9 protein-coding genes and 1 tRNA gene are annotated in these 9,954 nt (G+C 71.7%); 7 read left to right on the forward strand and 3 right to left on the reverse strand.

Features of this window, described 5'->3' with window-relative positions; genetic code table 11:
• Window positions 1-12 precede the first annotated feature (12 nt).
• On the forward strand, window positions 13-1,098 hold the full coding sequence (locus IEY70_RS12365; RefSeq protein ID WP_189065324.1) for a hypothetical protein: 1,086 nt from the start codon (window positions 13-15) through the stop codon (window positions 1,096-1,098).
• Between the two features lie 39 nt (window positions 1,099-1,137).
• On the opposite strand, the gene IEY70_RS12370 is transcribed toward IEY70_RS12365, so the two are convergent.
• Complete coding sequence (locus IEY70_RS12370) at window positions 1,138-2,217, reverse strand: serine hydrolase domain-containing protein (RefSeq protein WP_189065325.1); 1,080 nt, start codon at window positions 2,215-2,217, stop codon at window positions 1,138-1,140.
• A gap of 239 nt (window positions 2,218-2,456) precedes the next feature.
• Here IEY70_RS12370 and IEY70_RS12375 point away from each other — a divergent pair, with 239 nt between their 5' ends.
• The 5 genes from IEY70_RS12375 (at window position 2,457) to IEY70_RS12395 (ending at window position 7,851) form a co-directional block, all read left to right on the forward strand.
• Window positions 2,457-3,527, forward strand: a complete 1,071-nt coding sequence (locus IEY70_RS12375; RefSeq protein WP_189065326.1) for a GGDEF domain-containing protein — start codon at window positions 2,457-2,459, stop codon at window positions 3,525-3,527.
• Between the two features lie 63 nt (window positions 3,528-3,590).
• Window positions 3,591-3,666, forward strand: a tRNA-Asp gene (locus IEY70_RS12380).
• Window positions 3,667-3,967: 301 nt separating this feature from the next.
• Entirely contained in the window at window positions 3,968-5,875 is a 1,908-nt protein-coding gene (speA, locus tag IEY70_RS12385; protein WP_189065327.1) for a biosynthetic arginine decarboxylase, read from the forward strand.
• A gap of 137 nt (window positions 5,876-6,012) precedes the next feature.
• Window positions 6,013-7,245 (forward strand): class I SAM-dependent RNA methyltransferase, encoded by a 1,233-nt coding sequence (locus tag IEY70_RS12390; protein ID WP_189065328.1) that lies wholly within the window; start codon window positions 6,013-6,015, stop codon window positions 7,243-7,245.
• A gap of 198 nt (window positions 7,246-7,443) precedes the next feature.
• Window positions 7,444-7,851: a hypothetical protein gene (locus IEY70_RS12395; RefSeq protein ID WP_229777903.1), complete on the forward strand. Its 408-nt coding sequence runs from the start codon at window positions 7,444-7,446 to the stop codon at window positions 7,849-7,851.
• Between the two features lie 178 nt (window positions 7,852-8,029).
• Here the strand turns inward: IEY70_RS12395 and IEY70_RS12400 are convergent, their stop codons facing one another.
• Entirely contained in the window at window positions 8,030-8,557 is a 528-nt protein-coding gene (locus tag IEY70_RS12400; RefSeq protein ID WP_189065329.1) for a hypothetical protein, read from the reverse strand.
• Window positions 8,558-8,642: 85 nt separating this feature from the next.
• Window positions 8,643-9,059 carry a 4'-phosphopantetheinyl transferase superfamily protein gene (locus tag IEY70_RS12405; protein WP_189065330.1) on the reverse strand — a complete coding sequence of 139 codons (417 nt, stop codon included), beginning with the start codon at window positions 9,057-9,059 and terminating at the stop codon, window positions 8,643-8,645.
• A gap of 49 nt (window positions 9,060-9,108) precedes the next feature.
• On the opposite strand from IEY70_RS12405, the gene IEY70_RS12410 reads away from it, so the two are divergent.
• A complete protein-coding gene (locus tag IEY70_RS12410) occupies window positions 9,109-9,825 on the forward strand; it encodes a HepT-like ribonuclease domain-containing protein (protein ID WP_189065331.1) in 717 nt (238 codons plus the stop codon).
• Window positions 9,826-9,954: the final 129 nt, after the last annotated feature.

Raw genomic sequence — 9,954 nt, forward strand, 5'->3', positions numbered from 1 at the left:
GAGGTAACCCCCATGCCGACCCACCGTCCCGCCCGCCCACCCCGCGCCCCGCTGGCCGCCCTGCTGGCGCTGCCGCTGCTGCTGGCCGCCTGCACCGGCACCGAGGAAGGCAGCGCCTCCCTGCGCCTGGTCCTGCTGACCGACGGCGGCACCGTCCTGCGCGCGGTCACGCCGTCCGGCAGCAGCGGCGCCGTGACCGTCACCGAGGACGCCCGCGAGGCCGTCACGGGCGGCGTGAACGTCACCACGCCCACCGGCGGGCAGCGCGTCACCCTGACCCGCGCCGCCGGGACCGAGAGCCGCGCCGCCGACCTGAGCGACCCGCGCGCCTACCCGGACCCCCCCTACACGCCGCGCTGCACCGTCCAGGCCGCGCAGAACGCCGCGCGTGACCGCCTGCTGATCCTCAGCGACTGCGGCGGCGTGCAGAACCTCGCCATGTACCAGAACGCCGCGCTGCAATGGACGGCTGCGCTGCCAGCCGCGCTGCAACCCGCGCCGGGCAGCGACACGCCCCCCACCCGCGTGGCCGTGCAGGGCGACCTGGGCGTCGTGGCCCGCGCCCGCCTGGGCGGAGGCAGCGAGGTCCTGCGCGCCGCGCCCGCCAGCACCGGCGACCCGGTGGCCGAGGTCAGCCAGCCCGTCGCCGCGCCCGCCATCCGCGACCTCGCCAACTACGGCGGGCAGCTGATCGCCGCGACCGACACCGGGATTCAGAAACTGGGCAGCAGCGGCGTGCCCGACAGCACCACGACCCTCAGCGCCTTCGGGAACGTCCGCTACGACCGCCTCTGGAGCGGCAGCGGCAACCAGACCCTGCTGGCCGCGTGGCGCGACAACACCCTGTCCGGCGCGAGCAGCGAACCCCTGCGCCTCTGGAACGGCCAGAGTGCCGCTGCCGCCGCCACCATCGAGAACGTCGCGGGCCTGCGCGACCTGACCGTCGCCCCCGACGGGTACCTGTACGCCCTGAGCGCTGGCAGCCTGCGCCGCCACGACACGCTGCTGGGTCTGCAGAACGGCAACTGGCGCAGCGCCACCCTGCCCACCGCCATCAACGACGCCCGCAGCGTCACCTGGGTCGTACCCACTCCCTGAAGACCCTGCCCCCTGAAGACCCGCCCGCTGTCACCCGGTTCACTCCAGCGCCCGCAGCAGCAGGCGCGTCACCTGCGCGCGGCGGCCCAGCAGCGGCTCGCCACCGCGCGCCAGCACGGCCAGGACCGCGCCGCTGGGCGCGTCGAAGGCCAGCCCGGTGCGGGTATGGCGGGCCACGCCGTCATGCCAGCGCAGCGGGCCGCGCGCCAGCCACCCGGCGCTGACCTGCACGCCCGGCGGCAGCCCCTGCGGGCGCACCGTGTCCTGCCACGCGCCCAGCGGTCCCGTGGGCGCGGCCGTGCCGGGCAGGTGCGCCTGCGCGAAGCTCAGCAGGGCGTCCGGCGTGGCGAACAGACCGCCCGCCCCGGCCAGCGGGCCGAACCCCGTGTGCGGCGCATGCGTGGCCGCCGCCCGCCGGGCCGTGAGGCTGACATCCAGGTTCAGCGGGCCGGTCACGTGGCGGCGCAGTGCCCGCCCGTACCCGTCGGCGCTGCACTCCTGCCCGTCGGCGTGCGCGCAGGCCAGCGCCAGGGCGCCCATGCCCAGGTTCGAGTACACGAAGCGGCCCGGCACGCCCGCCCAGCGGCGCACGCTGCCCAGCACGGCCCGCGCGTCCATCCCGCCGTACGGGTCGTGGTAACGGGTCAGGACCGTCAGGGTCGCGCGGGCCGGGTGGGCCGGCAGGCCCGCCGTGTGGGTCGCCAGTCGCCACGCCGTGACCGTGCGCGGCACGCCCCGCAGCGGCCCGCCCAGCGCCGAGAGGGGCGCGTGCCATTCCAGCTTCCCGGCTGCCACCAGCGCGGCGGCCAGCGCCCCGGTAAACGGTTTGGTCACGCTGGCCAGTTCCCACCGCGCCAGCCCCCACGGGACCGGTTCCCACGAGTCTGGTTCCCACGGGTCTGGTTGCCACGGGTCTGGCGTCCAGTCGTGCGGGGCAGTCGTGACCGTGGGGGTGGGGGCGCCCAGGGCCGTCACCACGCGCGCCTGACCGCGCGCCGCCGCGATCACGCCCCCGCGCGGCAGGGCGGCGCGCAGCAGGGGCCGCAGGGCGCTCAGGTCGCGGCCCAGCACGTCCCCCACCCCGCGCAGGGCGGCCCGGTGAGGGTCACGGCCGAACATGCCCGCATGGTAGCGGTCCGGCCGCCCCGGCGCGGCGTTCATGTGCGGCCCGCTTCGGCAGTTGTCAGAGCGCTGGCAGGTGCGCGCGGCTATGCTCCGTCCCAGGTCCTGCGCTGGCAGCGACCCGGAGTTCCGAACCTCATGCCGATTCCATTCACGCTACCTCCATTCATGCCGTCACCCTGCACGCTGACCCAGGCCCGGACGGACCGGTGTGCGGCGCGCGCTGGTCGGTTGCGGTGCAGCGCGTGAACGGCGGCGGCGCCCGGCCTCCCATCACCGCCCCGGACCCGTTCAGCATTCCCGAGCGCATCGGGCGGCTGTACTTCCGGGTGGCGCTGCCGATGGTGGCGGGCTCGCTGCTGATCGCCGGGATCGGCGCGTCCCCCGGCTCGCTGCGGGTGCTGGTGGCCCTGTCGGGCACGGCGCTGCTGGGCGCGGCCCTGCACCTGCTGCTGCCCGCGCGCTGGCACGACACGCTGCGCCGCGCGTTCCCGCTGACGACCATCGCGTTCGTGCTGGTCGTGGCGCTGCTGTCGCGGCCCGGCGGCCTGAGCGGCGACCCGCTGCTGCTGACCGTGCTGCTGCTGCTCGCGCCGGGCACCGTGCTCGCCTGGACGCTGCTGTTCACGGACGACGCCCGCATGGGCCGCCTGACCGGGCTGGGCCTGAGCGCCGCCGCCACGCTGCTGGTCTGGCGCTGGCAGGCGCTGGGACTGCAACCGTCCCTGTCCAGCAACACGCCGCTGCTGCTGCTGGTCGTGTGCCTGATCGTCGTGTCGTACGGCGGGGCGTTCACCGAGATCAACCGCCGCTACCTGGCGGGCGAACAGGCGCAGCGACGCGACGCGCTGACCGGGCTGCTCAACCGCCGCGCCTTCGACGAACACACCCGCCGCGCCCAGGCGCCGGGCACCGCGCTGGCCGTGCTGGACATCGACCACTTCAAACGCGTGAACGACACGCACGGGCACACGGCCGGGGACCGCGTGCTGCGCGGCGTGGCCGACGTGCTGCTGGACGTACTGGCGGGGCGCGGGCAGGCGTACCGCTGGGGCGGCGAGGAATTCGCGCTGCTGCTGCCGCCGGACGCTACGGAGGACGTGTCCGCACAGGCGGCCGCGCTGCTCGAACAGGTCCGCGCGGAGGTCGCGCGCCGCACCTTCACCGGCGGGCAACGCGTGACCCTCAGCGCCGGCCTGAGTGTCGTGCAGCCCGGCGAGGCCGTGCAGGCCGCCTTCGAGCGTGCCGACTCGGCCCTGCGGGAAGCCAAGGACAGTGGGCGTGACCGGGTGGTCAGCCGCTCGTGAGGATGCCGGTGAGGGTGTGCCCTCTTGACTTCCGGGCCTGTGACCCTTAACCTCTGTTCCGCTGGTCCGGTAGTGTAGCGGTTAGCATATCTGCCTGTCACGCAGAAGGTCGCGGGTTCAAATCCCGTCCGGACCGCCAGCCAGAAGGGAGCGAGGTGAAAGCCTCCGCTCCCTTCTTCTTGTATGCCCTTCCCGTGTGCCCTTCCCGTGTGCTCCGCGTGTGTGCCGGGTCGGCGTGCGCCCGTGAGGCCGCCCCCCACGAACGGTGAAGGCAGGCAATCAGGGAGCAGATGACATCCGCGCCGCAGCGTTTGCCGTATCATGCGCCCGGTTTCGCACGGCGTCCGTGAGTGCTGCCCGCCCCACCCGCTGTCCGGGGAGCGCAGCACCTCCGAACCCCGCGCACGGCGAGCCTATCCACACGGAGGAGGACGCCCTCAATGACGACACCCAGCATATTTTCCACCACCGACGCCGCCGAACTGTACCAGGTGCCCAACTGGTCCGGCGGCTGGTTCCGCGTGTCCGACAAGGGCCAGGTCGAAGTGACCCCCACCCCCGGCCTGCACGCCCCGCTGCGCGCCATCGTGGACGAGATCGTGGACCGCGGCGAGAGCCTGCCGGTCATCCTGCGCTTCCCGCAGGTCATCACGGGCCGCGTCAAGCACCTGAACGAGTCCTTCCAGGCCGCCATTCAGGAGTACGGGTACACCGGGCACTACCAGGGCGTGTTCCCCATCAAGGTCAACCAGCGCCGCATGGTCGTCGAGAGTGTCGCCGCCGCCGGGTACGACTACGCGCACGGCCTGGAGGCCGGCAGCAAGGCCGAACTGGCGCTGTGCCTCGCGCAGAAGATGCACCCCGACGCGCTGCTGTGCTGCAACGGCTTCAAGGACGACGGCTTCATCAAGCTGGCACTGTGGGGCCGCACGCTCGGCAAGAACGTGGTCATCACCATCGAGAAGTACAGCGAACTCGACCGGATCCTCAAGCAGGCCAAGGCGCTCGGCGTTCGCCCGGCCATGGGGGTGCGCTTCAAGCTGCACGCGCGCGGCTCCGGGCAGTGGGAGGAGAGCGGCGGGGATCAGGCGAAGTTCGGCCTGAACGCCTACGAACTGCTGCGCGTCGTCGAACGCCTGCGTGAAGAGGACATGCTGGACACGCTGGTCATGCTGCACACCCACATCGGGTCGCAGATCACCGACATCCGCCGCGTGAAGGTCGCCGTGCGCGAGGCCACCCAGACGTACGCCGGTCTGATCGCCGCCGGGGCGCAACTGAAGTACCTGAACGTGGGCGGCGGCCTGGGCGTCGACTACGACGGCTCCAAGACCACCTTCTACGCCAGCATGAACTACACCGTCCGCGAGTACGCCGCCGACATCGTGTACACCGTGCAGGAAGTCTGCAAGGCCCGCAACGTCCCGGAACCCGTGATCGTGTCCGAATCCGGCCGGGCACTGACCGCGCACCACGCCGTGCTGATCCTGCCCGTCGTGGATGTCACCGGCCCCACCCGCGACCTCGAGGATCTCGCCCCCGCCGACGAGAACAGCCACCAGATCGTCAAGGACATGGAAGACATCCTGGCGAACATCACGGCCCGCAACTACCGCGAGTCGTACAACGACGCCGTCGGCGACAAGCAGACGCTGCACAACCTGTTCGACCTGGGCTACGTGACCCTGCCCGACCGGGCGCGCGGCGAGGCGCTGTTCAACGCCATCCTCCGCAAGATCGCCAGACTCATCCAGAACGAGAAGTACGTCCCGGACGAACTCGAAGACCTGCAGAAAGTCCTGGCGGACAAGTTCATCTGCAACTTCAGCCTGTTCCAGAGCCTCCCGGACAACTGGGCCATTCAGGCGCTCTTTCCCATCGTGCCGCTCGACCGCCTGAACGAGAAACCCACCCGTCAGGCGACCATCGTGGACATCACCTGCGACAGCGACGGCAAGATCGAGAAGTTCATCGACCTGCGCGACGTGAAAGCCACCCTGCCGCTGCACGAACCCGGCGACCGCCCCTACTACCTGGGCGTGTTCCTGATGGGCGCGTACCAGGACGTGCTGGGCAGCGCGCACAACCTGTTCGGCAAGGTCAGCGAGGCCCACGTGACCGTCCGCCCCGGCGGGAAGTACCACATCGACCTGTTCGTGCGCGGCCAGAAGGCGCGGCGCATGATCGAATCCATGGGCTACGAGGAACCCATGCTGCGCGACGCCATCGAGGATCAGGCCGACGCCGCCATCAAACTCGGCACCCTGACCGGCGAGCAGGAACAGGAGATGCTCGACGATTACGGCGAGGAACTGCTGGGCTACACGTACCTCGAATACGAGAACTGAAGGCTGTGAGACAGCGGCGCGGCGGCCTCCGGGGGTGATTCCCCGGGGGCCGCCGCGCTCCGTGGGCAGGGGCCGCGCGGGGCGCAACGTGAGCTGAGGGCAGCGGCGCAGGTGCCGGACGCGCTACCCTGTACGTTATGTCGGACGCTTTACTTACGCTGGAAATCGAGAAACTTGTTGCGGGGGGGCTGGGGCTCGCCCGGGATGAGTCCGGCGTGGTGCTGGTCCGCGGGGCGCTGCCCGGCGAGCAGGTCACGGCCCGCGTGCGCGCCGGGAAGGGCGTACGCCAGGGCCAGACGGTCGAGGTGCTGCGCCGCAGTCCCGCCCGCGTGGACGGCCCGGAACTGCCCACCGCCGACCTGGCGCACGCCACGTACGAGGCGCAACTGGACTTCAAACGCGCCTTCGTGCAGGAGGCCCTGAGCCGCATCGCGAAGGTGCAGCACGGCGTGGCCGCCACCGTCCCCAGCCCCGAGGCGTGGGGGTACCGCAACACCGCGCAGTACCTCGTGACGCCCGGCGGGCTGGCGTACCGCGAGCGGCGCGGCAGCGAACCGCTGGTCGTGCAAAAGGACCCGCTGGTCATGCCGCAGATTCAGGCCGTCATGGACCGCATCGACCCCACGCTGCTGGACCCCGCCACCGAGGTCGCGTTCCGCGCCAGCCGCCTGACCGGCGAGGTCGTCGCCGCGCTGATCGGGCCGGGCGAGACCCGCCAGTACCTGCGCGCCAGCGACCACCTGATGGAAGCCGGCGTGGTCGGCGTGTCCCTGGCGCAACCCGCCGGGAAACGCTTCAGCGCCGGGGTGCGCCTGATCGCCGGGGAAAGCGAGATCCGCGAGCAGTTCGGGCAGGTGCAGGTCAGCGTGTCCGCCACGGGCTTCGCGCAGGTGAACCCGCAGGCCGCCGGACTGGCCTACGAACGGGCCGCCGAACTGGCCGGGAAGGGCGAGCACGCCGTGGACCTGTACGGCGGGGCCGGCGCGATCGGCCGTCACCTCGCCCCGAACTTCCGCCGCGTGACCGTGCTGGACGCCGCGCCCGAGGCGCTCGCCCGCGGCCGCCAGGACGTGGCTGTCAGCGGCGAGAGCAACGTCACCTTCCGCAGCGGCGACGCGGCGCGCTTCAGCGAACTGGGCACCGACGTGATCGTCGTGGACCCGCCCCGCGCCGGACTGGAGGAGGGCGCGCGCGAGCACATCAACTCCAGCACCGCCGACCGCCTCGTGTACGTGTCCTGCGACCCGGCCACCTGGGCGCGCGACGTGGGCGACCTCGTGCGGCGCGGCTGGAAACTCGCGGAAGTCATCCCGCACGACTTCTACCCGCAGACCAGCCACGTGGAGATCGTCAGCGTCCTGAACCGCTGATCTGACTGGCTCTGCGCGCCGCCTGCCTTCCCGCTCCCGGAAGGAGGCGGCGCGCTTCTGCCGACCGGGCCGCGCACCTTCATGAAGAAACGAATGAAAGACGGTGCCCGGTCCACGCGGCGGCCCGTGCGCTAACCTGCGCCGCGTGATCCGCCGCCCGCGCCCTGCCTCCGCCCTGCCCTGTTCGTCCCTGGCCGCATGAAGCGTCCCGCCCTGATCCTGCTGCTGCTGCCGCTGCTGAGCGGCTGCCAGGACCGCGAGGCCCGCGCGCAGAACGCCGACCTGACCCGCCGCGTCGAGGCGCTGGAACGGCAACTGAACGCCGTGCAGACCGTCCAGCAGAAAGACCCCCTGACCGACGCGGGCCGCGTGACCACCCAGGCCGCCGCGCAGAACTGCGCAAACAGCCTGACCCGCGAACTCGAAACGTTCCGGCAGAACAGCATCGACCGCGCGTACCCCACACCCGCCCAGCTGGACCTGCCGGACGCCTGCGTGGACCAGCGCGTGAACTGGCTGCGGCAGGACACCGCGCAGTACACCTTCACCGTCACGGACCGCCAGGGCCGCGAACTGGCCCGGCAGACCAGCCAGGGCGGCTCCTGATACGGACTCCGATTGAATGGCTTTAAAAGCTATTCAATCCGAGCGGAGCGAGTAGGAGTCGAAGCGGGTTCCGGACGTGGAGTTGGCAACCCGGCGCCCTTCCGGGTTGTCAACGAAATAAACGGAATCCGTATGACCAGCCGCGCCACGGGACGCCGCGCCACGGCGCCACGGGATGCTACGGGGCGTTCAGGGTGCGGCGCAGGGCGACGGGCGCGTCGCTGCGGTCCTCTTCCAGCGCAATGCCGAAGGTCGTGACCTGCGTGCCGGTGAAGCCCAGCACGACCGCCCACACCAGTTCCGGCGCTTTCTCGAAGGCGGCGCTGCGCACGTAGAACACCTCGGGGCCGCGCGTGAAGGTGCGTTCCTGCACGACCTGCCGTTCCGGGCCGTACTGCGCCAGTCCGTCCCGCCGGAACGACCGGAAGGACTCCAGGGTGCCCCACTGCGACCGCACGCCCGGCGAGAACGCCCCCCACAACCCGTCGAGCCGCACGGCGTAGAAGTCCCGCAGCAGCGTCCGGCCGCGCGTCATGGCGGCCTGCTCGGCAGCGCTGGCCCGCGCCGGGGCGGCTGCCTTCGCTGCGGCGGACGCTGACGTTCCGGGCGCGGCCCGTGCCGCCGGGGCCGTCAGGAGCGCGGCGCCCAGCAGCAGGGCCAGCGGTGCCAGCCGGACGGGGAACGCGGGCCTGCGTGCAGGGTTCATGCCCCAGCGTAGGCCCGCGCCCGCCCGGCCGGGTGTCAGCGAGGCGACGATTGTGGGGGGCGCGGGCCGCTCTCTTCAGGAACGCTCAAGTCCTTGGTGGGGGCAGGTCCGTGGCGGGGACCAGTCCCTCGAGAATCACCACGGCCGAGGCGTGCTCCTTCGTGTGCGTCAGGGTCAGGTGCGCCGCCCAGCCCTGCTCGCGCATGTGCTGCGCGATGTGCGGCGCGAATTCCAGATGCGGGCGCGCGAACGGGAACGGCCCGCCGGGCGTGGGCGTGCGCTCCACCCACACGTCCCGCCAGCCGTGCGGGCGCGGCCAGACCTTCTGGAAGGCCTCCTTGGCCGCAAACCTCGCCGCGAGACTGGGCGCCGGGTCGCTCAGGCGCGCGCAGTACGCGAGTTCCGCAGGCGTGAACAGCTTCTCGGCCCGCTGCCCTTCACGGTCCAGCATGCGCCGGATACGGTCGATCTCGATCAGGTCGTGGCCCACGGCGATAATCACCCGTTCAGGATACGGTCCGCGCGCACTGGCACGCCGTATCCTGGGCGCCATGAACGCTGCCCAGCCGCTGTTTCCGGATGTTCGCCTCGAGACGGTCGCGGCGCGGCTACGGGCGGCGCAGGCACAGTGGGAGGCGCTGGGTGTCACGCGCGTGCAGGTGTTCGGGTCGGTCGCGCGCGGCGAGGCGGGCGAGGCCAGCGACATCGACCTGCTGATCGACTTCGCGCCGGGCGTTCCGCGCGGCCTGCTGGACCTGATGCGCGCGCGCGAGGTGTTCGAGCGGGCCCTGTCCCGCCGGGTAGACGTCGTGACGGGCGCCGCCCTGCGCGACCCGCTGCGCCGCGAGATCCTTGCAGACGCCATCGACGTGCTGAGCGTCCCCGAGCACCTGCCCCGCTCGCACCGGGAGAAACGCTGGCGCTGGCGGGTATTCGACCTGCTGCGCGCCATCGACCGCATCGCACACTTCACGGACGGCCTGACCCTCAGCGACTTCGAACGGAACGAACTGGTGCACGAGGCCGTCCTGCACGGACTGGCACGCCTGGGCGAGACCACCAAGTTCATTCCGCAGTCCGTGCAGGACACCAACCCGCACGTGCCGTGGGCACTGCTGCGCGACGTGCGGAACCTCGTGTCGCACGACTACTTCGGGATCGAGGCGGCGCTGATCTGGCACACGGCCCGCGTGGAACTCCCGGCGCTGCGGCCCGCCCTTCAGGCCCTCGCGGACGGCCTGGACCGCCACGCGGAACGGGCCGACTGATACGGATTCCGTTTGTTCCGCCGACAAACCGGAACCCGTTTTGCGTCTACTCGCTCTGCTGCCACTCATACGGACTCCGATTAATTAGCCAACAAGGGCCACCAGTGAAAGAGCGTGTGCCGAGTGACC

The sequence above is a fragment of the Deinococcus seoulensis genome (assembly GCF_014648115.1).
Classification (GTDB): Bacteria; Deinococcota; Deinococci; order Deinococcales; family Deinococcaceae; genus Deinococcus; species Deinococcus seoulensis.